Source organism: Kitasatospora sp. NPDC001309, assembly GCF_042896295.1.
Classification (GTDB): Bacteria; Actinomycetota; Actinomycetes; order Streptomycetales; family Streptomycetaceae; genus Kitasatospora.
In genome coordinates, this window is sequence record NZ_JBIAXC010000009.1 from 88,036 (window position 1) to 111,757 (window position 23,722).

At 74.3% G+C, this 23,722-nt stretch carries 19 protein-coding genes and 3 tRNA genes; 20 read left to right on the top strand and 2 right to left on the bottom strand.

Annotated features, from left to right (window positions below; all coding sequences use genetic code 11):
- Positions 1 to 224: 224 nt before the first annotated feature.
- From proB to ACFY2K_RS12105, 5 genes are all read left to right on the top strand, one after another.
- Positions 225 to 1,361: a glutamate 5-kinase gene (gene proB / locus ACFY2K_RS12085; protein ID WP_375893124.1), complete on the top strand. Its 1,137-nt coding sequence runs from the start codon at positions 225 to 227 to the stop codon at positions 1,359 to 1,361.
- A 164-nt stretch (positions 1,362 to 1,525) separates the two neighbouring features.
- Positions 1,526 to 2,050, top strand: coding sequence for a hypothetical protein (locus ACFY2K_RS12090; protein WP_375893126.1), 525 nt, complete (start codon positions 1,526 to 1,528; stop codon positions 2,048 to 2,050).
- A 150-nt stretch (positions 2,051 to 2,200) separates the two neighbouring features.
- Positions 2,201 to 3,523, top strand: coding sequence for a glutamate-5-semialdehyde dehydrogenase (locus ACFY2K_RS12095; RefSeq protein WP_375893128.1), 1,323 nt, complete (start codon positions 2,201 to 2,203; stop codon positions 3,521 to 3,523).
- A gap of 112 nt (positions 3,524 to 3,635) precedes the next feature.
- A complete protein-coding gene (locus ACFY2K_RS12100) occupies positions 3,636 to 4,211 on the top strand; it encodes a hypothetical protein (RefSeq protein WP_375893129.1) in 576 nt (191 codons plus the stop codon).
- Positions 4,212 to 4,316: 105 nt separating this feature from the next.
- Complete coding sequence (locus ACFY2K_RS12105) at positions 4,317 to 5,378, top strand: hypothetical protein (protein ID WP_375893131.1); 1,062 nt, start codon at positions 4,317 to 4,319, stop codon at positions 5,376 to 5,378.
- A gap of 141 nt (positions 5,379 to 5,519) precedes the next feature.
- On the opposite strand, the gene ACFY2K_RS12110 is transcribed toward ACFY2K_RS12105, so the two are convergent.
- Positions 5,520 to 6,608, bottom strand: coding sequence for a M48 family metallopeptidase (locus ACFY2K_RS12110; RefSeq protein ID WP_380403592.1), 1,089 nt, complete (start codon positions 6,606 to 6,608; stop codon positions 5,520 to 5,522).
- Between the two features lie 331 nt (positions 6,609 to 6,939).
- Here ACFY2K_RS12110 and ACFY2K_RS12115 point away from each other — a divergent pair, with 331 nt between their 5' ends.
- From ACFY2K_RS12115 to ACFY2K_RS12185, 15 genes are all read left to right on the top strand, one after another.
- Positions 6,940 to 7,086, top strand: coding sequence for a hypothetical protein (locus tag ACFY2K_RS12115; protein WP_188306314.1), 147 nt, complete (start codon positions 6,940 to 6,942; stop codon positions 7,084 to 7,086).
- 152 nt (positions 7,087 to 7,238) lie between these two features.
- Entirely contained in the window at positions 7,239 to 7,388 is a 150-nt protein-coding gene (locus tag ACFY2K_RS12120; RefSeq protein WP_350505430.1) for a hypothetical protein, read from the top strand.
- A gap of 124 nt (positions 7,389 to 7,512) precedes the next feature.
- A complete protein-coding gene (gene nadD, locus ACFY2K_RS12125; RefSeq protein ID WP_375893133.1) occupies positions 7,513 to 8,145 on the top strand; it encodes a nicotinate-nucleotide adenylyltransferase in 633 nt (210 codons plus the stop codon).
- Positions 8,146 to 8,158: 13 nt separating this feature from the next.
- Positions 8,159 to 10,069, top strand: coding sequence for an LCP family protein (locus ACFY2K_RS12130; protein ID WP_387711123.1), 1,911 nt, complete (start codon positions 8,159 to 8,161; stop codon positions 10,067 to 10,069).
- 137 nt (positions 10,070 to 10,206) lie between these two features.
- Positions 10,207 to 10,665 carry a ribosome silencing factor gene (gene rsfS / locus ACFY2K_RS12135; protein WP_375896675.1) on the top strand — a complete coding sequence of 153 codons (459 nt, stop codon included), beginning with the start codon at positions 10,207 to 10,209 and terminating at the stop codon, positions 10,663 to 10,665.
- Positions 10,662 to 11,309 (top strand): histidine phosphatase family protein, encoded by a 648-nt coding sequence (locus ACFY2K_RS12140; protein WP_375896681.1) that lies wholly within the window; start codon positions 10,662 to 10,664, stop codon positions 11,307 to 11,309. Before rsfS ends, ACFY2K_RS12140 begins: the two co-directional genes overlap by 4 nt.
- 152 nt (positions 11,310 to 11,461) lie before the next feature.
- Positions 11,462 to 11,534, top strand: a tRNA-Ala gene (locus tag ACFY2K_RS12145).
- Positions 11,535 to 11,589: 55 nt separating this feature from the next.
- Positions 11,590 to 11,662: transfer RNA gene (locus tag ACFY2K_RS12150), tRNA-Ala, on the top strand.
- A 339-nt stretch (positions 11,663 to 12,001) separates the two neighbouring features.
- Positions 12,002 to 12,074 (top strand) — tRNA-Ala (locus ACFY2K_RS12155).
- A 97-nt stretch (positions 12,075 to 12,171) separates the two neighbouring features.
- A complete protein-coding gene (locus ACFY2K_RS12160) occupies positions 12,172 to 13,488 on the top strand; it encodes a hypothetical protein (protein ID WP_380524806.1) in 1,317 nt (438 codons plus the stop codon).
- Between the two features lie 368 nt (positions 13,489 to 13,856).
- Entirely contained in the window at positions 13,857 to 16,772 is a 2,916-nt protein-coding gene (gene leuS, locus ACFY2K_RS12165) for a leucine--tRNA ligase (RefSeq protein WP_387711126.1), read from the top strand.
- Positions 16,773 to 17,082: 310 nt separating this feature from the next.
- Complete coding sequence (locus ACFY2K_RS12170; RefSeq protein WP_380644739.1) at positions 17,083 to 17,856, top strand: hypothetical protein; 774 nt, start codon at positions 17,083 to 17,085, stop codon at positions 17,854 to 17,856.
- A gap of 81 nt (positions 17,857 to 17,937) precedes the next feature.
- On the top strand, positions 17,938 to 18,783 hold the full coding sequence (locus ACFY2K_RS12175; RefSeq protein ID WP_375896665.1) for a DegV family protein: 846 nt from the start codon (positions 17,938 to 17,940) through the stop codon (positions 18,781 to 18,783).
- A gap of 158 nt (positions 18,784 to 18,941) precedes the next feature.
- A complete protein-coding gene (locus ACFY2K_RS12180; RefSeq protein ID WP_387711128.1) occupies positions 18,942 to 19,868 on the top strand; it encodes a helix-hairpin-helix domain-containing protein in 927 nt (308 codons plus the stop codon).
- 85 nt (positions 19,869 to 19,953) lie between these two features.
- Positions 19,954 to 22,551: a ComEC/Rec2 family competence protein gene (locus ACFY2K_RS12185; RefSeq protein WP_387711130.1), complete on the top strand. Its 2,598-nt coding sequence runs from the start codon at positions 19,954 to 19,956 to the stop codon at positions 22,549 to 22,551.
- A gap of 293 nt (positions 22,552 to 22,844) precedes the next feature.
- Here ACFY2K_RS12185 and ACFY2K_RS12190 read toward each other — a convergent pair whose 3' ends face one another.
- A complete protein-coding gene (locus ACFY2K_RS12190; protein WP_380524812.1) occupies positions 22,845 to 23,702 on the bottom strand; it encodes a glutamate ligase domain-containing protein in 858 nt (285 codons plus the stop codon).
- Positions 23,703 to 23,722: the final 20 nt, after the last annotated feature.

Consider the following 23,722-nt stretch of genomic DNA (forward strand, 5'->3'; position numbering starts at 1 on the left):
GCCGCGCAGCGGACGGCCCCGCCACCTCGACAGGTGGCGGGGCCGTCCGCTGTGTTGCGGCATGACGCGCCGTCACGTCGCCCGAGAGGTCCGGAGCTTGAGCGGGGCCGGTCCAGCCGGTGAAACCCCCTGGGGGTGACCTGCGCGGATCGCGTAGATTTCGGCCATGGCGGCAGGGCCGGGCCCCGCCGCACCCGCACCACACCGGAAGGGCGTACAGCGAGATGAGCGAGGACTCACTGCGGGAGGAGGTGCTGACCGCACGGCGGATCGTGGTCAAGGTCGGCTCCTCCTCACTCACCACGGCGGCCGGCGGCCTGGACGCCGACCGGGTGGACGCCCTGGTGGACGCGCTCGCCAAGGCGCGCAGCCGCCCGGAGCCGCCGGAGGTGGTGCTCGTCTCCTCCGGTGCCATCGCCGCCGGGCTCGCCCCGCTCGGTCTGGACAAGCGGCCCAAGGACCTGGCCCGCCAGCAGGCCGCGGCCAGCGTCGGCCAGGGGCTGCTGGTCGCGCGGTACACCGCCTCCTTCGCCCGGTACGGCATCCGGGTCGGCCAGGTACTGCTCACCGCCGAGGACGCCAGCCGTCGCGCCCACTACCGCAACGCCTACCGGACGCTGGACCAGCTGCTGGCGATGGGCGCGATGCCGGTCGTCAACGAGAACGACACCGTCGCCACCGCCGAAATCAAGTTCGGGGACAACGACCGGCTCGCCGCGCTGGTCGCCCACCTGGTCCGGGCCGACCTGCTGGTGCTGCTCTCCGACGTGGACGGCCTCTACGACGGCGACCCGTCCCGGCCCGGCACCAGCCGGATCGCCGAGGTGAGCGGCCCGCACGACCTCGACGGCATCCAGATCGGCAGCGCCGGCAAGGCGGGCGTGGGCACCGGCGGCATGGTCACCAAGGTGGAGGCGGCCCGGATCGCCACCGGCGCGGGCATCCCGGTGGTGCTCACCGCCGCCAGCCACGCCGCCGACGCGCTGGCCGGGCGGCCCACCGGCACGCTCTTCCGGCGCACCGGCAGCCGCACCTCCGACCGGATGCTCTGGCTGGCCCACGCCAGCAGCCCGCGCGGCGCCCTGCACCTGGACGCGGGCGCGGTCGAGGCGGTCGTCTCCGGCGGCGCTTCGCTGCTGCCCGCCGGGGTGACCAAGGTCGACGGGGACTTCGCCGCGGGTGATCCGGTGGACCTTCTTGCCGAAAACGGCCACATCGTGGCCCGCGGACTGGTCAACTTTGATGCGAGGGAGTTGCCCCGCCTGCTCGGCCGGTCCACCCGCGACCTGGCCCAGGAGTTCGGCGCCGGGTACGAGCGCGAGGTCGTCCACCGCGACGACCTGGTCGTTCTGCACGGCTGACCGGCCGTACGGCCGGCAGCGGCCGGACGGCGCGGCGCGGTCGGCGGGCCGCTCCGTACGGGAGCGGACCGGCCGCGGGCGAGGAGGGGCGCAGCCGTACCGGTCGGCCGGGGGCCGGCGGGCCGGTACGGGACGACACGAGATCGCCGAACAGGAGGCCGCCGGTGGAACGCAGGCGCGAGGCAGCGCTGACCGGAGGGACGGCGGGCCGGCGGCTGACCAGCATCGACGGCGGACGCGGGGACGGCCCCGCCGAGCCGGCCGGTCCGCCGTCGCAGGGGCCCGGCGGGGTGCGCCGGCTGCGGCCGCAGCGCGCGCAGGCGGCGGATCCGCCGAGCGTGCCGGAGCAGGCCCGGCTGTGGCACGTGGTGCTGAGCGTGGCCGGGCAGACCACCCCGCTGTCCGCGCTGCGGGCCTCGCTGGAGCGGCTGGCGCACGACCACTCGTTCTTCCTGACCGCCCGCTACGCGGCCGACCACGCCGAGATCCGCTACTGGGAGCAGGCCCGGGACCTGCACGACGCGGCGGCGATAGCGCTGCGGCTGTGGGGCGAGCACAAGGTGACCGCGAGCCTGCCGCCGTGGGAGATCGTCGGGCTGGAAGTGGTCGACCGGGCGACGTACCGCAAGCGGGTCGCCGAGGGCTTCGGCGATCCGCCGCCGCACCTGGGCGGGGTGCACCCGTACTGAGGGCGGGGGGCGGCCGTACCGGTGGTGGGGCGGGCCCGTGCTGAGGGCGGGGCGCGGGCCGTACCGAGGGCGTGCGGAGCCGTCCGGGCGGTGTCTCACCGGGCGAAATGACGGCTCGGCGGCGCGGGGGCAGTCGCTACCCTTGGCGGCATGACCAACGACCTCGCCACCGCCGACAGCCCCGTCCTCGCCGTAGCGCGCCGTGCCCGGGAGGCGGCCGCCGCGCTCGCCCCGCTGCCGCGCCGGGCCAAGGACGCCGCGCTGCTGGCGATCGCGGACGCGCTGGTCGCCCGCAGCGCCGAGATCGTCGCGGCCAACGCCGAGGACGTGGCCCGGGCCCGCGCGGCGGGGACGGCCGAGTCGGTGGTCGACCGGCTGAGCCTGACCGGCGAGCGGATCGCCGCGATCGCCTCGGACGTGCGGGACGTGGCCGGCCTGGCCGACCCGGTCGGCGAGGTGGTGCGCGGCTACACCCTGCCGAACGGCCTGGACGTGCGTCAGGTGCGGGTGCCGCTCGGCGTGGTCGGCATCATCTACGAGGCCCGGCCGAACGTCACCGTGGACGCCGCCGCGCTCTGCCTCAAGTCCGGCAACGCGGTGCTGCTGCGCGGCTCCGCCTCCGCCTACCGCTCCAACACCGCGCTGGTCGCCGTCCTGCGGGACGCCGTCGTCGCGGCCGGGCTGCCGGCCGACGTCATCCAGCTCGTCCCGGGGGAGAGCCGGGACTCGGTGCAGGAGCTGATGCGCGCCCGCGGCCTGGTCGACGTGCTGATCCCGCGCGGCGGCGCCTCGCTGATCCGCACCGTGGTCGAGGGTTCGACCGTCCCGGTGATCGAGACCGGCACCGGCAACTGCCACGTGTACGTGGACGCCCGGACCGACCTGGCGATGGCCGTCGGCATCCTGCTGAACTCCAAGGCGCAGCGGGTCAGCGTCTGCAACTCCGCCGAGACGCTGCTGGTGCACCAGGACGTCGCGGACGCCTTCCTGCCGCTCGCGCTGGCCGCCCTGGCCGGGGCCGGGGTGACGGTGCACGGCGACGAGGCGGTGCTCAAGGCCGCCGAGGGCACCGGCGTCACCGCGGTGCCCGCCACCGACGAGGACTGGGGCGCCGAGTACCTCTCGTACGACCTGGCGGCGGCCGTGGTGCCCTCGCTGGACGCGGCCGTGGAGCACATCCGCCGCTGGTCCTCGGGCCACACCGAGGCGATCGTCACCACCTCGCAGGCCGCCGCCCGCCGGTTCACCCAGTTGGTGGACTCGACCACGGTGGCCGTCAACGCCTCCACCCGGTTCACCGACGGCGGTGAGTTCGGCTTCGGCGCGGAGATCGGCATCTCCACCCAGAAGCTGCACGCCCGCGGCCCGATGGGCCTGCCGGAGCTGACCAGCACCAAGTACATCGTCACTGGTGACGGGCACGTCCGCGGCGAGGAGACGCAGACCGTGGGCGGGGGCGCGGACGCCGAGTGAGGGCGGGGCGCGGGCGCCGAACGGGGCGCCGCGCGGGGCGGTCGTCACACGGGTGACGGACCAACTGCCGGGAGCCACAGACAAATCGCCCGGCCGGTAATACGCTGAATCCGTGGCTGAGGATGTGGGGGGCTTGCCGTACCCCGACGGCGCCGACCACGGTGGTGCGGACGACGAGTTCGCCACCGTGGTCTTCGATGAGGCCTTCGTCCGGTCCGCCGCCGTGCACGAGCCGACCGCCAAGGAGCGGCAGCTCGCCGCCGCCGAGGCGCGGTTCGAGCCGGACTCCGCGGGACCGGGCTGGAGCTATGACGTGCCGGCTGCGGACGGGCTTCCGCTGGAGCTGCGCCCGTACCCGAGCGGACTCGACGAGGACCACCTCTACCCTGACCCCTGGTCGGGCCCGGGCCGGGCGACCGGCCGCCGGGGCCGGCGGTGGGGGCGGCGCTACGACCCGGTGCGGGCCCGCGGACGGTACGTGGCCCAGCAGCGCTGGCACCGGCCGGTGGCCTGGGTGCTCGCCGTGATCATGGGCGTGAGCCTGGTGGCGGTGGCGGTCGCGGCCGTCTACCAGGGCGTGGGCGGCTCCTCGGGGGCGCCCCGGCGCCCGGAGTCCGGCAGCAGCAGCCCGGGCGCGGACCCGCGGTCGGTGCCGGCCGAGCCGTCACTGGCGGCGTCGACGCCCTAAGGGAGTGTCCGGGGGCGCACGCCCCGGGGCGGTGGTCACGGAGCGTTCCCGGCAATCTGCGCCGGGGCCCTCGTGGCGGGCCCGGTGTGCGCCTACCCTGGTGCTATGGGTGACCCGCGCGAGCCTCCTGAGGGTACGCCCGAGGGCGGTTCCGGCAATGAGGACGAGTTCCGGTCCGTCGTCTTCGACGAGTCGTTCGTCCGGGCTGCCCGGATCCAGGAACTGTCCGCCCGGGAGCGGCTCGCGGGCTCCTTCGGCAAGGCCACCCGGGCCCGGGTGCGGCTCGGGCCGCTGGGCAGCGTGCCGCGTCAGGCGCTGGCCCTGCTGCTGCTCATCCTGCTGGCCTTCGGGGCCGCGGTGTACTTCGGGGTGAACTCGCCCAAGGGGATCCCGGCCCGGCCGGAGGGCAGTCAACTGACCGTCAGCCTGGTCGCGTTGAGCCCGGCTTCGGCCGTGCGCCCGGTCGCCGACCCGGCGCACCCGTTCGCGGCGCTGCCGACCGGGTACGGCGACGGGGCGGCCGGACTGAACACCCCGAGCGGCGCGGGCACCGAGCACTTCAGCAAGGTCGAGGTGACCAAGGCCCTCGACACCGTGCAGCGCTACCTGGTCGCCTCCTCGCTGGCGCCGGCGGAGCTGGTCCAGGGCGCCACCACGGACGTGCGGGTCTTCGTCACGCCCGGTGAGCAGGCCCAGTTCGACGCGAGCGTCGCCCAGCCGGTGGACGACCGGCACCACGCGGTGACCGGCTGGATCGTCCGCTTCGACCCGGCGCAGGTCGCGCTGGCCTCCGACACCGTGAAGGTGGTCGGCGCGATGCGGGTCGACGAGTCGGACGGCGGCACGCTGCAGATCACCACCGACCACACCTTCGTCTACGCGTTGAAGCCCGCCGGCGCCCCGGCCGGCGCCCCGGTCACCCTGGAGACGGTGCGGCGCGAGCTGACCTTCCAACTGGACCGGGTCGACCTGGGGCAGGCGCAGCTGCGGCTGGTGGACGCGGTGCTGCAGGCCGGCCCGGAGCCGTGCACCGCCTCGATGGCGGGCTTCCTGCAGCCGGTGCTGGCCACCGCGCAGGGCACCGCGGTGGCCGCGCCGACGCCGGTCGACCCGGGCAACCACGCGCGGCCGGCCTGGCAGGTGTGCGGGGTGCTGGCCGGGAGCTGAGCGGGGCGGGCGTCGGGGTGGCGGCGGCGTCGGGGGCGTCTTGGGCAGCGGGGCGGCGGGGCGGCGGCGGGGTGGCCGGTGACCCGGGCGGGGCACCGGCCGTCCCGTCGGAGGAGGCGGGGGAGAGGGCGGGGGCGGGGGTCAGCCGTCGGCGCGGTTCCCGGAGTCGCCGCGCTCCCCGGAGCCGTTGCGGGGGCCGGAGTCGTTGCGGCCGCCACCGGTGAAGGTGTCCCGCAGCTTGCCGCCGACCGTCGCGGCGCCGCCGGCCACGTCCCGCAGCAGGCCCATCAGCGGGTCCTTGCTCTCCTTCACCGAGGTCGTGTAGTGCTCGGCGGCGGCCTTCCACTGCTCGCCGACCGAGGTGTCCGGGTCGTCGGTGCGGCGCGGGTAGGCGCCGGCCAGGATCGAGCGGTACTCGTCGCTCTCCGCCCACTTCTTGAGCTGGGCGACCCGGACCACCGCGAACGGGTGGGTCTGCGGCAGCAGCTGGAGCAGCTTGAGCACGCCGTCGCGCAGGTCCCCGGCCTTCTCGTACTCCTCGGCCTGCTCCAGGAAGGCGTCGACGTTCATCTCGGCCAGGTTGTGCCCACCGGCCAGCTTCATCAGGGCCCGCATGGACGCCTGGAGGTCCTGCCCGGCGAGCAGGCCGGCCCGGTCGCTGGACAGCTCGGCCTTGCGGAACCACTCCTTGAGCGCGGTGACGATGGCCATGATCGCCAGGTTGCCGAGCGGCACCCAGGCGATCCGGGTGGCGATGTTGGTGAGGATCATCAGCATCGTCCGGTAGACCGCGTGGCCGGACATCGCGTGGCCGACCTCGTGGCCGATGACGGAGCGCAGCTCCTCCTCGTCCAGCAGCTCGACCAGGCCGCTGGTGACCACGATGATCGGGGTGTCGATGCCGATGGTGAACGCGTTGACCGTCGGGTCCTGGCTGACGTACAGGTCCGGGACCTGCTCCAGGTCGAGCACGTAGGCGGCGTCGCGGACCATGCCGTACAGCTCGGGGAACTGGCGCTCGGAGGTCTTCACGGCGGTGGCCAGGAACATCAGCCGGATCGAGCGCTCGGAGACCAGCCCGGCGAGCTTGCGCAGGACGTCGTCGAAGCCGGAGAGCCGGCGCAGGGCGACCAGCGCCGAGCGGTCGGCGGGGTGCTCCCAGGCCCGGGTGGAGATCTCGGGGAAGCGCTGACGACGGCGGCTCGGTGCGTTCGCGGTCGTGTCGGTCATGGTCTGCGTACCTCCTGGTCGACGGCGGCCTCGGCGCAGCGCCCGGCCCCCCGCTGGTCTTCGCCGGCAGTGACTCGTCTGCAACGACTGCCTGTGCAACGTCCGCGGTTGCGTACTCGTCCCCGGGGGCGGGCCCGGGCACGGCCCCGGGCACGGCCGCGGTGGCGGTGCGGCGGCGGCTTGACGGCGGCTTGGCGGCGGGTCGGTGGTGGGTCGGGCGCGGCGCGGGGGCCGGTGGGCGCTGCCGGTGTGAGGCGGGTTTACCCTGAATGCCCTGGAGAACCGAGACCGGACCCGGCCGCGGTACCGAGCAGTTCGAGGAGTCCCTCAGATGTCCACCGAAGCGCTGGTCAGCCTGGCCGCACCCATCTCCGACGAGGCCGGCCCGGGCCTGTTCCTGCGGATCATCGTGATCGCCTCCTTCGTCGGGATCGGCCTGCTGGTCTGGATCATGGCCCGCGCCTTCCGGGGCCAGTAGACGCCGCGTCCCCCTCGGTTCGCTCACGCCCGGTCAGCGGCGGTGGGCCGCCGAGCGGTTGCCGCGTAACCCCCCGTACGATGACGGGTGGGCCCTCACCGGCCCGGAACCACCCCCAGGTCCGTCACCGAGCCGAGAAGGTCCCGCCGACCATGAGCACTGCTGCCGCACTCCCCGCCCTGAACCTCCTCGCCGAGGGGGGCAACCACGACAGCCTCAACCCGCTGCTGACGGGTGGCGCCGCGCTGTTCATCCTGGTTCTCCTGCTCTTCATCACCACCCGCTTCAACCGGGACCGCTGAGCTCCGTCCCGGGACCGCTCGGGGAGCGTCCGGCCGGTGCGCCGGCCGCTCCCTCACGCATCTGCGGACAACCCCCACACGGGCGTTCCCGCACCGCAACGGGCGTCGCGTAAGGTGTGGCGGCATGGGAGAGCAGGCCGGGAATCCCGGCGGACCGGAACCGGTGAAGAAGCGCCTCGGGGTGATGGGCGGCACCTTCGACCCGATCCACCACGGCCACCTGGTCGCCGCGAGCGAGGTGGCGAGCGCGTTCCACCTGGACGAGGTGATCTTCGTCCCGACCGGTGAGCCGTGGCAGAAGAGCGACCGCCAGGTCACCCCGGCCGAGGACCGCTACCTGATGACGGTCATCGCCACCGCCGAGAACCCGCAGTTCTCGGTGAGCCGGATCGACATCGACCGCGAGGGCCCGACCTACACCGTCGACACCCTGCGCGACCTGCATTCCCTGCACCCGGCCGCGGACCTCTTCTTCATCACCGGCGCCGACGCGCTGGCCCAGATCCTGTCCTGGCACGACTCGGACGAACTCTTCTCGCTGGCCCACTTCATCGGTTGCACCCGTCCGGGGCACACTCTGTCGGACGCCGGGCTTCCGGTGGGCGGGGTCTCCCTGGTGGAGGTCCCGGCGTTGGCCATCTCCTCCACGGACTGCCGCAACCGGGTCGCCAAGGGCGAGCCGGTCTGGTACCTCGTCCCGGACGGGGTGGTCCGCTACATCGACAAGCGGGCGCTCTACGCGCCGCACGGGACCTGAGCCAGGAGCGGGCGTGACCGATCGCAGCGGTAACGGCAGCGGCAACGGCGGGCAGCCGCAGGAGTGGTCCACCGGCCAGTACCAGCAGCCGTACCAGCAGTCGTACCAGGGCCAGGGCGAGGGGCACCCGCAGGGGCAGCAGCAGCCCCCGGCGTACGGGCAGCAGTACGAGGAGCAGCCGTACGGGCCTCAGACGTACGACCAGTACGGGCAGCCGGTGTACGGGCAGGGCTCGTACGGCGGGCAGCAGGCCCAGGCCCAGGCCCAGGGCTACCAGCAGGGCGGCCAGCAGGGCGGGCAGTTCCCGCAGCAGCAGACGTACGGGCAGCAGGGGTACGAGGAGCAGCCGTACGAGCCGCCGACGTACGACCAGTACGGGCAGCCGGTGTACGGGCAGGACCCGTACGGGGGCTACCAGCAGCAGGGGTACCAGGCGTACCAGCAGCAGCCGTACCAGGCCGCACCGGTGGCCCCGGCCGCGCCGGCCGGGCCGGTGGTCGCCGAGCCGCAGCCGACCGTGCCGCAGCCGTCCGCCCCGGCGGGGCCCGCCGCCGTGCCGCCGCCGCGCCGCCGGACCCCCCGGCCGGGTGCGGAGGCCGCCCCGGCCGCGCAGGCCGCGCCCTCCGAGCAGGTGGCCGGGGCCCGTCCCGGCAAGGCCGGCGGCCGGGCGCCCAAGGACTCCTACCAGACGGGCGAGTTCACCTTCGTCGACGAGGAGGCGGAGGAGTCCGAGGACGTCATCGACTGGTTGAAGTTCGCCGAGTCCCGCAGCGAGGTGCGCGCCGAGCGCCGCCGCAAGCTCAAGAACCGGCTGGTCGGCCTCGGCGTGGTGCTGGCGCTCGCGGCCGGCGGCGTCGGCGGCTACCTGTGGTTCACCGGGGACAAGCCGACCGCGGCCGCCGCGGCGGGCGGGCGGCAGGTCAACGTCGTCCACCTGCGCGACCTCCAGGGCAAGGTGTCCAGCGCGCTGCTGGTCGACGACGCCTCCGGGCACAAGGGCACGGTGCTGCTGCTGCCCGACGTGCTGCGGCTGCCCGGCCCGGGTGACCCGCCGGTGACCACGGTCGGCCAGGCCATGGACGCGATCGGCGCCTCGGCGACCCGCGACGGCCTGTCCACCGTGCTCGGCGCCCCGGTGGCCGGCACCTGGCGGCTGGACACCCCGTACCTGGAACTGCTGGTCTCCCAGCTCGGCGGCGTCCGGGTGGACACCAACGCCGAGACTCGCGAGGGCGGCAAGCCGGACGGCAAGCAGCTCTCCCCGGCGGGCAAGAACACCCTGCTCAGCGGGAAGGCCGCGGTCGCCTACGCCACCCTCCAGGCGCCCGGCGAGAACCGGGACGCCCAGCTGGCCCGGTTCGGCCAGGTCATGGACGCCGTGGTGCGCACCATGCCGACCACGTTCAAGGACGCCAAGGACGACGTGCACCGGATGAACGCGGTGCTCGACCCCTCGCTGCCCGAGGACGCCCTGGCCGGCGTGCTCACCCAGCTCGCCCAGCAGGCCAAGGACGGCCACTTCGGCACCACCGCGCTGACCGTCAAGCCCGACGGCACCCTGGACGAGGCGACCGCCGGCAAGCAGGTCAAGGACGTGCTCGGCGGCACCGTGAAGTCCGCGGCGGCCGGCGACGCCCCCGCCCGGGTCTCGGTCCAGGACGCCTCCGGCAACGACGCGGCGGGCGCCGCGGCGCAGGTCCAGATCGTCAACTCGGGCCTGACGTTCATCCCGGGCGGCGCCAAGACCGCGCCGCAGGCCACCAGTGAGATCCGCTACACCGACGACGCCCGGCAGGGCGCGGCGAAGTCCCTGGCGACCAGCCTGGGGCTGCCGGACACGGCGGTGAAGAAGGTCGGCGACGCCCAGAACGCGGACCTGGTGGTCGTGCTCGGCAAGGACTACCAGCCGCCGAAGACCCAGTAGCGGACCGGCTCCGGCCCCTCGCCCGCCCCGCGGCCCCGGAAATGCGTTCCGAGGCCGCGGGGACGGCGTGAGATCCTGGAAGGCGACCCCTGCCGCCGTGCCGGGGCCGTCCCACGCCGCCGAGCCGGAAGAACACCGTGACCGTCACCGACCACAGCCAGCAGCTCATCAACGTCGCCGCCCAGGCGGCGGCCGACAAGCTCGCGCACAACATCATCGCCTTCGACGTCAGCGAGGTGCTGTCGATCACCGACGCCTTCCTGATCGCCTCCGCGAACAACGACCGCCAGGTCCGCTCGATCGCCGAGGAGATCGAGGACCAGCTGCGCGAGCAGCTGGACATCAAGCCGGTGCGACGCGAGGGCGAGCGCGAGGGCCGCTGGATCCTGCTCGACTACCTGGACATCGTCGTGCACGTCCAGCACTCCGAGGAGCGCTCCTTCTACTCGCTGGACCGCCTCTGGAAGGACTGCCCCGAGCTGCCGCTGCCCGAGGACGCCGTGGAGTCGCGCAACCGCCCCGACGCGATCACCGACGACGCCGGCAACGCCGTCGCCCCGGCCGACGACTTCGGCAAGCCCGAGGACCTGCACTGAGCAGGGATGCGCGCGGCCCGCGCGTCGTCTTCTGGCGGCACGGCCAGACCTCCTGGAACCTCGAATCGCGCTTCCAGGGCACCACGGACATCGACCTGACCGGCCAGGGCGTGCTGCAGGCCCAGCGGGCGGCCCGGCTGCTCTCCGGCCTGCACCCCGACCTGCTGATCTCCTCGGACCTCAAGCGCGCCCGGCGCACCGCCGACGAGCTGGCCCGGGTCACCGGACTGGACGTGCAGCACCACGAGGGGCTGCGGGAGACCTACGCGGGCTCCTGGCAGGGCCTGACCAACGCCGAGATCCGTGAGCGCCACCCGGAGGAGTACGCGGCCTGGGCGGCCGGGGAGCCGGTGCGCCGCGGTGGCGGCGAGCTGTCCACCGAGGTCGCCGACCGCTCGGTGCCGGTGGTGCTGGAGGCGGTCGCCAAGCTGCCGGAGAACGGCACCCTGGTCGTGGTCAGCCACGGCGGCACCATCCGGACCATGCTCGGGCGGCTGCTGGGACTGGAGCCTCCCGTGTGGGAGTGCTTCGGCGGGCTGTCCAACTGCTGCTGGTCGGTGCTCGGCAGGGGGGCGCGCGGTTGGCGTCTGCTGGAGCACAACGCGGGCACGCTCCCGCAGCCGGTGATCGGCGACGACACCTGACGGCACTCGGCACCTGACGGCACTCGGCGACGGGGGCTTCGAGGGGCCCGGAAGGAGCGGATTTCGCAGTTCCGGGCCTGACCAGCTAGAGTCTTCCTCGTTCGCAGGGAAGGAACGCGGCCCGGAAGGGAAGCGGGAGATCCGGCGAGTGCGGGGCTATAGCTCAGTTGGTAGAGCGCTTGCATGGCATGCAAGAGGTCTGGGGTTCAATTCCCCATAGCTCCACTCCGCATCGGCGGTCGTGGAAATCGGAGTTCCGGAGCCAGGTCGCCAGTGTCGCGGGGCTATAGCTCAGTTGGTAGAGCGCTTGCATGGCATGCAAGAGGTCTGGGGTTCAATTCCCCATAGCTCCACAGTGGTTCGAGAGGCCGTCACCTGAGGGTGGCGGCCTTTCGTGCTTCCTGGAAGGGGATCGCGGGGTGGGGGCCCTCGGGTTCCTGTGCCCCGTACCCGCGCCCTGCTGTTCGCCCGGGTGCCGGCGGGGACGGTGCCAGGCGGCTCGGCTCGGCTCGGGTCGGGTCGGGTCGGCTCGGGGACCGGGGGTGCGGTGACCGGGGGTGCGGTGACCGGGGGTGCGGTGACCGGCCCGGGAAGCGGATTTCAGGAGCACCCCCAGGACCGTGTAAAGTAGTCGATGTCGCCGAGGGAAACCGGACGGAAACGACGGGAAACCCGGCGACATCGCAGGTCAAGGGGCTATAGCTCAGTTGGTAGAGCGCTTGCATGGCATGCAAGAGGTCTGGGGTTCAATTCCCCATAGCTCCACAGTGGTCAAGAGCCGCCTCCCGTTACGGGGGGCGGCTCTTCGCCGTTGTGTGCATGCCACCGGCGGACGGGAGGGAAAGACCGCTACCGTCGTGCCATGGCCGATCTGCAGCGAAGGCGGAACGAGGAGCTGGCCCGGATACTGCACCAGCTCGGCTGGAGTCCGGAACGGCTCGCCCGTGAGGTGAGCCTCGCCCTCCCGCCGGGCCTGGCGATCAGCTCCACCGCCCCGTACAAGTGGCGCGACCGCGGCATGGTGCCGCGCAGCCCGCACGACCAGACGGTCTGCGAGGTGCTCAGCCGCACCCTCGGCATAGCCGTCACCTACGAGCAGCTCTGGGGCCGCATGGGCGGCCACCGCGGCGCCAAGATCCTCTCGCCCCGGCTGCTCACCGACCCGTGGACCGCCGACACCGCCCAGACCGCGCTGCGCGAGGCCGCCACCGACGCCGGACCGGTCCGGCTCACCGACCTGTTCCGCAGCGCCGACCTCGACCACGCCGCCGAACGGCTCTCCTCACCGCCACCGCCGGTCGGCGGCGGCGAGGGCGCGCTGCGCGTCGACCCCACCCTGGCCGGCGAGCTCGGCCTCTCCTACCGCAGCAAGCAGCGCCTCGAACGCTCCTGCGGCGGCGGCCTCGTCCTCGGCCCCACCCGCGCCGAACTCGCCATGCTGGCAAAGCTCCTGGAGCTCGGCGCGTACGACGAACGACTCGGCCGCGAACTGTACGGCACCGCCAGCAGGCTGGCCCGGCTGGCCGGCTGGGCCGCGTTCGACCTCGGCCACGACGCGGCCGCCCAGCGGGCCTTCGTCGCCGCGCTGCGCGCCGCCCACGTCAGCGGCGACGTCCGGCTCGGGGTCGCCGGGCTCGGCGCGCTGGTGGCCCTCGCCACCCAGGGCAGCGGCGGGCGCGGCCTGGACGCCGTCACCGCGCTGCGCACCGCCCTGGACGCCCACGGGCCCGCACTCAGCCCCACCGGGCGGGCCCGCCAGTACGGCAGGATCGCCCGCGCCCACGGCCGCCGCGGCGAGGCCGACCAGGCCGAGGCGGCCGCCGCCCGGGCCTTCGCCGAGATCGACGGCGTCCCCGGCACCGAGGAGGCTCGGGCCGACCTCGCCGGGATGGTGGGGGAGGGGCGGCTGGCGCTCGGTCAGCACCGGATGGCGAAGGCCCTGCTCGCCGAGGCCGTCGCCGGGCTCGGGTCGGGGCGCGCCCGGTCCAAGGCGCTGCTGATGGTCCGGCTGGCCGAGACCCACCGGCGGCTCGGCGACCAGCGGGAGGCCGCCCGGACGGCGGGGCTGGCGCGCGCGCTCGCGGCGGGGATGCAGTCGGAGCGGCTGGCCCGGGCGCTGCGGGACTTCGAGGCGGCGGGGCTGCGGGACGGCGGGACGGCGCGGGCGGCTGCGCCGTAGGCGGTGGGGGTGGGCGGTTGGCCGTGGTTCGGCGGTCGGCGGTCGGCTGTGGGGGTGGGCGGCTGTGCGGCGGTCGGTGGCGCGGCGCGGTTGGCCGTGGGGGCCGCAGGGGCGCGGTGCCGCCGGTGGGACGGCCAGGAGAGCCCTGACCTGCTTGCGGTACCCTGAGCCCATGCGAACCGTGCGCCTGCTCCTTAGCCGGCCGCGCTGACCAGGACCGGCCGCGCCCTCGGGCGGTGCCGGAGTCGGCGTGGCGTCCCCTCCTGCGAGGGGATTTTTTGTTTTCCGCCCCCGCCCGCGCCGTGGGAGGGGTCCACGGTCGGCCGCGTCGCGGTTCGCCAACTGACACCGATGGAGCTTGAAGGACCATGAGCGAGACGACCCCTGCGTCCGGCGCGGCCGAGACCGCGACCGAGCCGTTCCGGTACAGCGCCGCGCTGGCGGCGGAGATCGAGTCCCGCTGGCAGGACATCTGGGAGAAGGAGGGCACCTTCCACGCCCCCAACCCCACCGGTGAGCTGGCCGACCCGGCCGCCGGCGACGTCGCCGCGAAGCCGCACAGCTTCATCATGGACATGTTCCCGTACCCCTCGGGCGCGGGCCTGCACGTCGGCCACCCGCTGGGCTACATCGCCACCGACGTCTTCGCCCGCTACCAGCGGATGACCGGCCACAACGTGCTGCACACGCTGGGCTACGACGCCTTCGGCCTGCCCGCCGAGCAGTACGCGGTGCAGACCGGCACCCACCCGCGGGTCTCCACCGAGGCCAACATCGCCAACATGCGCCACCAGCTGCGCCGGCTGGGCCTGGGCCACGACCCGCGCCGCTCGATCTCCACGATCGACCCGGACTACTACCGCTGGACGCAGTGGATCTTCCTGCAGATCTTCAACTCCTGGTACGACGAGGCGGCCGGCAAGGCCCGCCCGATCGCCGAGCTGGTCGCCCGGTTCGAGTCCGGCGAGCGTGAGGTGCCGGGCGGCCGCGCCTGGGCCGAACTGACCGCCGGTGAGCGCGACGAGGTGCTGGGCGAGTACCGCCTGGCGTACGCCAAGGAGGTGCCGGTCAACTGGTGCCCGGGCCTGGGCACCGTGCTGGCCAACGAGGAGGTCACCGCGGACGGCCGCTCCGAGCGCGGCAACTTCCCGGTGTTCAAGTCCAACCTGCGCCAGTGGATGATGCGCATCACCGCGTACTCCGACCGCCTGATCGCCGACCTGGACCTGCTGGACTGGCCCGAGGCCATCAAGCTGCAGCAGCGCAACTGGATCGGCCGCTCCGAGGGCGCCCGGGTCGACTTCGCGGTCGACGGCGGGAAGATCACCGTCTTCACCACCCGGCCCGACACCCTGTTCGGCGCCACCTACATGGTGCTGGCGCCCGAGCACGACCTGGTCGACTCGATCGTGCCCGCCGCCTGGCCGGAGGGCGTGCCCGCCGAGTGGACCGGCGGCGCCGCCACCCCCGCCGAGGCCGTCGCCGCCTACCGGGCCACCGCCGCCGCCAAGTCGGACGTCGAGCGCCAGGTCGAGGCCAAGGTCAAGACCGGCGTCTTCACCGGCGCCTACGCCGTCAACCCGGTCAGCGGCGCGTCCGTCCCGGTGTTCATCGCCGACTACGTGCTGATGGGCTACGGCACCGGCGCCATCATGGCCGTCCCCGCCCACGACCACCGCGACTTCGCCTTCGCCCGCGCCTTCGCGCTGCCGATGCGCTGCGTCGTCGAGCCCACCGACGGGCGCGGCTCGGACCCGGCGGAGTGGGACGACGCCTTCGACACCTACGACTCGGTCATCGTCAACTCGGTGCGCTCCGAGGGTGATTCGCCGCAGTCTGGGTCCCGGTCCTCGTCGCTGTCCCTGGACGGGCTGAGCGTGGTCGACGCCAAGGCCGCCGCCACCGCCTGGCTGGCCGAGCGCGGCATCGGCGAGGGCACCGTCAACTACCGCCTGCGCGACTGGCTGTTCAGCCGCCAGCGGTACTGGGGCGAGCCGTTCCCGATCGTCTACGACGAGGACGGCGTGATGCACGCGCTGCCCGAGTCGATGCTGCCGGTCGAGGTCCCCGAGGTCGACGACTACTCGCCGCGCACCTACGACGCGTTCGACTCGGCCTCCTCGCCGGAGACCCCGCTGTCCCGCAACGAGGACTGGGTCAACGTCGAGCTGGACCTGGGCGACGGCGTCCGCAGCTACCGCCGCGAGACCAACACCATGCCCAACTGGGCGGGTTCCTGCTGGTACGACCTGCGCTACGTCGACCCGACCAACGCCGACGCGGTGGCCGACCCGGCCAACGAGCGCTACTGGCTGGGCCCCACCGAGGCCAAGCCGGCCGGCGGCGCCGACCTGTACGTCGGCGGCGCCGAGCACGCCGTGCTGCACCTGCTGTACGCCCGCTTCTGGCACAAGGTGCTGCACGACCTGGGGCACGTCTCCTCCGTCGAGCCGTTCCACAAGCTGTTCAACCAGGGCATGATCACCGCGGACGTCTACCGCGACGAGCGCGGCTTCCCGGTGCCCGCCGCCGAGATCGAGGAGCGCGACGGCAAGTACTTCTGGCAGGGCGAGCCGGTCAAGCGCGAGGCCGGCAAGATGGGCAAGTCCCTGAAGAACGCCGTCGCCCCGGACGAGATCGCCGACGAGTACGGTGCGGACACCCTGCGCCTGTACGAGATGTCGATGGGCCCGCTGGACGTCTCCCGTCCGTGGGACACCCGGGCCGTCGTCGGCTCCTACCGCTTCCTGCAGCGGCTGTGGCGCAACGTCGTCTCCGAGGGCACCGGCGAACTGGTCGTCACGGACGAGGAGCCGGACGACGCGACGCTGCGCGCCCTGCACAAGGCGATCGACGGCATCCGCGGCGACATGGCCGGGCTGCGCTTCAACACGGCCGTCGCCAAGGCGATCGAGCTGAACAACTACCTGGTCAAGCGCGGCTCCACGCCGCGGGCCGTGGCCGAGCAGCTGGTGCTGATGGTCGCGCCGCTGGCCCCGCACATCGCCGAGGAGCTGTGGCGCCGCCTGGGCCACGGCGAGTCGCTGGCGCACACCGACTACCCGGTCGCGGACCCGGCGTACGTGGTCGACGAGTCGGTGACCTGCGTGGTGCAGATCAAGGGCAAGGTCAAGGCCCGGCTGGAGGTCGCGCCGGGCATCACGGACGCGGAGCTGGAGGCGCTGGCGCTGGCGGACCCGGCGGTGGTCGCGGCGATCGGTGACGCGGCGGTGCGGAAGGTGATCGCGCGGGCGCCGAAGCTGGTGAACATCGTGACCGGCTGAGGTCGGTTCGGGACGGCTCCGGACAGGAGTTGATCGGGCGGGTGTCCTTCGGGGCGCCCGCCCGGTGTTCTGTCCGGACCTCGTGCGAGGGTGCGGGGTGGGGCGCAGGGGGCAGAGGCGCAGGGGTGCAGAGGCGCAGGTGGAGCGGGTGCGGGCCCTCCGGGAGATCCCGGATCTGTCCCTGATCTCCGTCCGCCGGGCCCGTTCCGGGCCTTCCGGGCCCGGGTGCGGCGGCTACGGTGGAACCCACGGCAGTGCGGCCCGCGTTGGGCCCGGTGGGGGCCGAAACGGCGGCGGAAGGTGACGCGCGATGGACGTGTTCGGCGTGATGATCGGCTTGGTCCTGCTCTTCGGGGTCGCGACGCTCGTCCTGGCCGTGGTCGGCACGGTCAAGGCGGCCAAGGCCGTTGCCGCGAAGGTCGAGAGGCACGAGGCCAACGCCCGGCGCGCCGTCGAGACCGCCACCCTCAAGGCGAAGAAGTACACCAAGGTCGGCCCGCCCGCGCAGATCGCCACCGTCCGCCTCCAGCTGCGGACCTCGCTGGACGGCACCCGACAGGTGCTGGAGGGCGGGCTGGAGCAGGACGGCCAGCTCGGCGAGTCGCTCGCGCTGCTCACCCGGCTCGACGCGCACGCGGCCGAGCTGGACGGCGAGCTGCGGGTGCTGGAACGCGAGCCGGACACCACGCGGATCGCGGCCAAGCTGCCGGAACTGCGCGAGCGCGCGGAGCGGATCACCCACGCCGCGGAGACCATGCGGTGGGCGGCCCAGGACCGGATGCACCGGTTCGCGGACGACGAGCTGAGCCGGCTGAGCCAGGAGTGCGAGAGCGAGGCGGGGGCGCTGCGGCACTGGGACACGGCGGGGGGCGGTGCTGCCGGTGCGGGGGCTGGGGCTGGGGCTGGGGCTGGGGCAGGCGGGGGTGCGGGTGCCGGTGCCGGTGCGGCCCGGGCCGGGCTGACGGACGGCAGGGGGCGGCCCAACGCCGAGGACATCCTCGGGCTGGCCGACCCGCTGGCGAAGCTGGCGCAGCGGCTGCGGAAGCCGTCGGCGGGGCCCTCCACGGGGCCGTCCGCGAGCTGATTCCCGCGCGCGGCCGGGCCTGTCCAGGAGCGCGCGGACAGCTGCTGTCATCCCGGACGAACGGGGAGTAACCTCCGCCTCATGCCCTCCGACCTCGCACTTGTCACCGATTCCACGGCCTACCTGCCGCAGGCGGCGCTCGACCGGCACGGGATCACGGTGGTACCGCTGAGCGTCGCGGTCGGTGACGAGGTCCGCTGCGAGGGCGTCGAGATCTCCCCGAAGGACGTCGCCGAGGCGCTGCGCGGCAAGCAGCGGGTGACCACCTCACGGCCCAACCCGGAGACCTTCGCCGCCACCTACCGGGCGGCCGCCGAGGCCGGGGCGCGGGGAATCGTGTCGGTGCACATCTCCGGCGAACTGTCCGGCACGGTCGAGGCTGCCCGGCTGGCCGCCGCCGAGGCGCCGGTGCCCGTGCGGGTGGTCGACAGCCGACTGGTCGGAATGGCCCTCGGGTACGGCGTGCTGGCGGCGGCCGAGGCGATCGAAGCCGGCCTGGGCCTCGCGGAGGCGGCCGGGGCGGCGACCGATCGGGCGGCCGGGACCAGCGGCTTCTTCTACGTGGACACCCTGGAGCACCTGCGCCGGGGCGGGCGGATCGGGGCGGCGCGGGCGCTGCTGGGTTCGGCGCTGGCGGTCAAGCCGTTGCTGCACCTGGACGGGGGGCGGATCGAGCCGCTGGAGAAGGTGCGGACGGCGTCGCGGGCGATCGCCCGACTGGAGGAGATCGCGGTCGAGCGCTCGGGGGAGGGCGAGGTGGACATCACCGTCCACCACCTGGCCGCCGAGGAGCGGGCCGAGCAGCTCGCGGAGCGGCTGCGGGCGCGGGTGCCGGGGTTGCGGGAGCTGTACGTGGGCGAGGTCGGGGCGGTGATCGGCGCGCACGTCGGGCCGGGGCTGCTGGCGGTGGTGGTCGCGCCGCGCTGAGGCGGGGGGTTGGGGCGGGCGGCTCAGGGCGGCTCGGGTCAACTGCGTGATGGTGTGGCCACTCGTGTGAGTGACACTTTTTATCCACAACCCCCGGGTTTTCCACAGGCTTTCGGAAATTTCCACGGGTTTCGCGAGGTGCTCCTAACGTCCTCGCCATGACGACCTTGGGCCTGGGCGCGGCGAAGCGCCAAGCGATCGACGAGACGGTACGGCTGCGGATGGCGGCGCTGTTGCCGACAGAGGACGAGCCGGTGGTCAGCGAGCCGGCGGGCCGTGAGCCGACTGCCGGCCAGCCGCCGGAGGGTGGTCCGGTGGCGGCCGTACCGCCTGCCGCAGTGCCGCCGGGGGCCGGCCCGCCCGAGCCGGTGCACCTCCCCGATCCGCCGGGCGGCGGGGCGCGGCTGCGGTTCGCCTCGGCGCTGGCGCTCGACCGGCGGGCGGTGGCCGGGCTGGCCGTCCTGCTCCTCTTCGCGGTGGGCTACGCCGTGCAGCACTTCTGGCTGGCCCGACCGGAGGCGGTCGCCGTTCCGGCACTGGCGGCCGCGTCGGCGCCGCCGGAGCCGGGCCCGCCCGCCATCGACGGCCCGCCCGGCAGCGGGGCCGGGCCACCCACGGGCCCCGCGGGCCCGGGGGCCGAGCCCGCCGTCGTCATCGACGTCGGCGGCCGGGTCCACCTGCCCGGTCTGCACACCCTGCCCGGGGGATCGCGGGTGGCCGACGCGCTGCGGGCGGCTGGCGGTCCGCTGCCGGAGACGGACACCCGGAGCCTCAACCTGGCCCGCGTCCTGACGGACGGTGAGCAGATCACGGTCGGTGAGCAGGCGCTCGTTCCCGTACCCGTCCCCGCTCCCGGAGGCGCCGGCGGACTGCCCGGTGCCGGTACGCCCCGGCCACCCGTCAGTCTCAACCGCGCCACCCTCGAACAGCTCGACGCCCTCCCGGGCGTCGGCCCGACCCTCGCCCAGCGCATCCTCGCCTACCGCGCCTCGCACGGTTCGTTCCGCTCGGTCGACCAGCTCCGGCAGGTCAGCGGCATCGGTGCCCGCACCTTCGCCGAACTCCGTCCGCTCCTCACCCTCTGACGTCCCCCTGTTCCCGTCCCTCTGTTCCCGTCCCACTTCCGGCCCCGTTGCGGGCCCCTCGCCGATGCCGAAAGGAGGTACCGCCGTGACCGCCACCACCGCGCCGCTCCCGCGCACCCGCTCCTCGGGCGCCGACTTCCGACTGCTGCTGCCCGCCGTCTCGGCCTGGCTGGTCACAGCGGTGCTCCTGCCCGTGGAACCGGGGTCCGAGCCGCTGATCCTGCTGTCGGCGGGTGCCGCCGTGCTCGCGGCCGTCCTGCTGCTCGTCCGGCCGGGCCTGCTGCCCCGGCGCGGGGCGGCGGTGGCGTTGGCGGCCGTCCTGCTCACCGGTGCGGCGGCCGCGATCGCGACCCCGTTGCACACCGCCGACCTGCACCGGGGCCCGCTGCCGGAGCTCGCCCGTGCGGCCGAGCACGCGCCGCCGCGCGCCCCGGGCACGCCCGCCACGGCGGTCGAGGTGGAGCTGACCGTCGCGGGGGACCCCAAGGTCCACACCTCCCGGGGCGGCACCACCGGTGGGCAGAGCCTCCTCACCGTCGAGGCCGTGGCCGACCGCGCGACCGTTCTCCCGGACGGACGGGCCACCCGGACACACACCCCGGTGACGGTCATGGTCCGCGGGCCGGAGAGCGACTCCTGGCTGCGGCTGCTGCCGTCCGAGCGGCTGGCCGTCGAGGCCGAGGTGCGGCCGGCGGGAGCGGGCTACGACACCGAGTCCGCGGCACTGCTGCTCGTCCACGGCCCGCCCCGGCAGCTCGCACCGCCGAGCCTGCCGCAGCGGATCGCCGGGCGGCTGCGCGAAGGCCTGCGCACGGCCAGCGACGGGCTCCCGCCGGACGCGCGCGGGCTGCTCCCCGGGCTGGTCGTCGGCGACACCTCGCGACTGCCCGACGACCTGGTGGACGCCTTCCGGGCCACCGACCTGGTGCACCTGGTGGCCGTCAGCGGGGCCAACCTGGCGATCGTCCTCGGCGTACTGCTGGGCGCACCGGCGCAGGCCGGCACGGCGGAACGGCGCGGACTGGCCGCGCTGTCGGGGCTGTCGCTGCGCACCAGTGCCCTGGCCGGTACGGCGCTGACCCTGGCCTTCGTGACGGTCTGCCGACCCGAACCCAGCGTGCTGCGGGCGGCGGGCACGGGACTGATCGGCATGCTGGCCCTGGCCACCGGCCGCCCCCGCCAGGCCGTACCGGCGCTCGCCGGGTCCGTCCTGGTCCTGGTGCTGCTGGACCCGTACCTGGCGCGTTCCTTCGGCTTCCTGCTCTCGGTGCTCGCCACCGCCGGGCTGCTCGTCCTCGGGCCGCACTGGGCCGAGTCCCTGCGGGCCCGGCGGTGGCCGCACCACCTGGCGGGTGCGCTGGCGGCCACGGCGGCGGCGCAGGCACTGTGCGCACCGGTGACGGTGGTGCTGTCCGGGCACATCAGCCTGGTCGCGGTGCCGTGCAACCTGCTGGCCGAACTGGCGGTGGCGCCGGCGACGCTGCTCGGCTTCGGGGTGCTCGCGCTGCAACCGTTCTTCCCGTCCCTGGCTCGGCTGCTGGCCGAGCCGGCCGGGGTGCCGGCCGGCTGGCTGGCCTTCGTCGGTCGGCGCGGGGCCGAGCTGCCCGGTGGGCAACTGTCGTGGCCCGGAGGCTGGTTCGGGGTGGCGACGGTCGCCCTGGCGACCCTGGCGGCCTGCTGGGTGGCGCCGCTGCTGCTGCCCCGCCGGGCGGAGTCCGGCCGTCCGCCGGGTGCCGGTCGTCGTTGGGCCCGGGCCGTGGTGACCGGCGTTCTGCTGGTGGTGCTGCTGGGCGTGCTGCTGCGCCCGCCGCAGCTGGCCCGGATCGCCACGGGCTGGCCGCCGCCGGGGTGGCGGCTGGTGATGTGCGACGTCGGGCAGGGAGACATGTTGGCCCTGTCGACCGGTGCGCCGGACAGCGCGGTGGTGATCGACACCGGGCCGGATCCGGACGCCGCCGACCGCTGCCTGCGGGAGCTCGGCATCACGACCGTGCCGCTCCTGCTCCTGACGCACTTCCACGCGGACCACGTCGAAGGCGTGCCGGGGGTGTTGCGGGGGCGCCAGGTGGGCGCGGTGGAGGGCACGGTGCTGGACGACCCACCGGGAGAGGCGGCCCGGGTGACGGCCTGGGCGGCGGGCGCAGGCGTACCGCTGTTGCGTGCGGGGCGTGGTGAACGGCGTTCGGCCGGTGCGGAGTTGTCCTGGGACGTGGTGTCGCCCGCTCCAGGGGCGGCCGTCGAAGCGCCGGGAGCGAACAACGCGAGCGTGGCACTGCTCGTCTCCTCGGCCGGCGGTCTGCGGATGGCACTGCTGGGCGACCTCGAACCGCCTGCCCAGTCGGCCCTGTTGGGGCGCCTCGGGAGAGTGGACGTGTTGAAGGTCGCGCACCACGGCTCGGCCCACCAGGACTGGGACCTGACCGGTGCCCTGCGGCCCCGGCTCGCCCTGATCTCCTGCGGCGAGGGCAACCCGTACGGGCATCCGTCGCCCCGTACCGTCGACCGCTTGCGTGCGTCGGGTGCCACTGTGCTGCGCACCGACCGGGCGGGGGACATCGCCGTGACCGGCGACTCCCCGTCCACCCTCGCCGTCGCCGTCCACCCCCAGCCCGCCCACGGCACCCGCGCCGGGCACACCGCCCCGGGGCACTCCACCCGTGGGCCCCGCGCCCCGCCCGAGTGACCCCGCTCTCCTTCTTCCCTCCACGGGGTGGGGTGGGCAGGGGGTGGGGGAGGTGGAGGGTGGGAGGGGGGCGGGGGCGGGGGCCCCGGGGAAAGGGATTGCGGCGCGGGGCCGGGCGGGGCGGGGCGGGGGGGGGGGGGCCGGGGCGGCCCCCCCCCCCCCCCCGCCGCTGGAGAAGGCCCGAGCCGTCTGCGGATACCAGGCAGGGGAGGCGCCGGAGACACCGGGGTTGTGTGGGGTCGAGGCGGCCCGGATGCAGTTGACCTACCAGGGCTTTCAGAGGCCTGACGCGGTCACCAGCCGGTGACCTTCTGGCCGAGAAGCTGCTGGCACACCTGCCACAGCATCGCGGAGCGGGAGGCTTTGACCAGCACCTTGTCACCGGGCCGTACGATGCTCTCAAGGTAGGCGGCTGCGGTCTCGGCGTCGGCGACCAGGGCCACGTCGGTGCCGTGCGCGGCGGCGGCGAGGGCAAGCTGCTTGGGCAGGTCACCGCCGACCGCGATCAGCAGGTCGATTCCTTGTTCGGCGACGTACCGGCCGATCTCGCGGTGTGCGGAGACGGAGTCCTCCCCGAGCTCGCCCATCTCGCCGAGAACGGCGATCGTGCGTCCGGCCGCCGGGAGGGGCGGGAAGGTGATGGCGCGGCCGGTGTAGGACTTGGCGAGGCGGCTCAGTGGTACGCGGTCGTTGTCCTGGCCCCACGCCGAGGGATCCCGGAAGTGGATGACCTGGTCGTCGCCGCTCTCGAAGCCGTGGGCGACGACCAGGTGTCCTCCGCGGCGGCCGTCGGTGGGGAACTGCTCGGTCACGGAGATGATCAGCGGTGCCTTCGCCAGCTGGTCGGTCAGCTCTTCGGCCGCCACCGGCTCGGCCTGACCGGCGATGTCGAAGTCGATGGCGATCTTGGCGATCCCCGCGTGCAGCCAGCCTCGGTCGGTCAGGGCGTCGCGCTTGACGCCGATCTTGATGAGCTCGGTGAGAGTGGGGGGCTCCTTGCCGTAGGCGAGCAGGATCATGCGGAGGGCCGCCATGCCGCAGGCTCGGTTCGACCAGGTGAGCCGGTCCCCGAGCTCCATGCCGCCCTGCTGTTCCCACTCCTCAACGGGGACGAGCTGACGGCACATCGGGACCTCGTGGACATGCAGCATGGCGGCGACCTTCCGAAGCG

Bases quoted from the DNA above. Each gene is read 5' to 3' on its own strand.
- ACFY2K_RS12120 (WP_350505430.1), top strand. From the start codon at position 7,239: ATGAGCACTGCTGCCGCACTCCCCGCCCTGAACCTCCTCGCCGAGGGG.
- ACFY2K_RS12095 (WP_375893128.1), top strand. From the start codon at position 2,201: ATGACCAACGACCTCGCCACCGCCGACAGCCCCGTCCTCGCCGTAGCG.
- ACFY2K_RS12190 (WP_380524812.1), bottom strand. From the start codon at position 23,702: ATGCTGCATGTCCACGAGGTCCCGATGTGCCGTCAGCTCGTCCCCGTT.
- ACFY2K_RS12105 (WP_375893131.1), top strand. From the start codon at position 4,317: ATGGGTGACCCGCGCGAGCCTCCTGAGGGTACGCCCGAGGGCGGTTCC.
- ACFY2K_RS12175 (WP_375896665.1), top strand. From the start codon at position 17,938: ATGCCCTCCGACCTCGCACTTGTCACCGATTCCACGGCCTACCTGCCG.
- ACFY2K_RS12110 (WP_380403592.1), bottom strand. From the start codon at position 6,608: ATGACCGACACGACCGCGAACGCACCGAGCCGCCGTCGTCAGCGCTTC.
- ACFY2K_RS12180 (WP_387711128.1), top strand. From the start codon at position 18,942: ATGACGACCTTGGGCCTGGGCGCGGCGAAGCGCCAAGCGATCGACGAG.
- ACFY2K_RS12170 (WP_380644739.1), top strand. From the start codon at position 17,083: ATGGACGTGTTCGGCGTGATGATCGGCTTGGTCCTGCTCTTCGGGGTC.
- nadD (WP_375893133.1), top strand. From the start codon at position 7,513: ATGGGAGAGCAGGCCGGGAATCCCGGCGGACCGGAACCGGTGAAGAAG.
- leuS (WP_387711126.1), top strand. From the start codon at position 13,857: ATGAGCGAGACGACCCCTGCGTCCGGCGCGGCCGAGACCGCGACCGAG.
- ACFY2K_RS12160 (WP_380524806.1), top strand. From the start codon at position 12,172: ATGGCCGATCTGCAGCGAAGGCGGAACGAGGAGCTGGCCCGGATACTG.
- ACFY2K_RS12115 (WP_188306314.1), top strand. From the start codon at position 6,940: ATGTCCACCGAAGCGCTGGTCAGCCTGGCCGCACCCATCTCCGACGAG.
- proB (WP_375893124.1), top strand. From the start codon at position 225: ATGAGCGAGGACTCACTGCGGGAGGAGGTGCTGACCGCACGGCGGATC.